General features: G+C 67.7%; 1 pseudogene. It reads right to left on the bottom strand.

Going from position 1 to position 396, the window contains the following annotated elements:
* A pseudogene (locus tag ACNFOC_RS55755) lies at positions 1-188 on the bottom strand (hypothetical protein); the annotation flags it as partial.
* Positions 189-396 lie beyond the last annotated feature (208 nt).

Genomic DNA, 396 nt, shown 5'->3' with positions numbered 1-396 from the left:
AGGTCGGTGTCCTGACTGGACCAGCCGGCCAGCACCAGCCGAATGTCCGCCAATGCCATACCGGCCCGACGCAGCCGGGCCAGCAACCGGGCCTCGTCAAGCTGCTCGTCGGCATCATCGCGATGCTGATCCTGACCCGCTGGGGCGGGCAGTTGCGGCTGGCGATGATCGAGGTCGACGGCGGTCATCTCTTCGTGGTCCGCGCGGGTGTGGAGACGTATCTCGGCGTGCTGGCCCCAGCGCGGCATCGAGCAGGCCGTCCTCACGTTCCTCGACGCCGTACGCGCCGGCAAGGTGCTCAGGCGCTGCGCACCAGCGTGAAGATCGCCTCCTCGGCACCAAGGAGAAGCTGGTCGTCAAGGACGTCGTCAAGGACGTCAACGGCACGGTCCACAC

Source organism: Streptomyces colwelliae (assembly GCF_048158785.1).
GTDB lineage: Bacteria > Actinomycetota > Actinomycetes > Streptomycetales > Streptomycetaceae > Streptomyces.
This window is presented reverse-complemented; position numbering and strand designations above follow the sequence as displayed.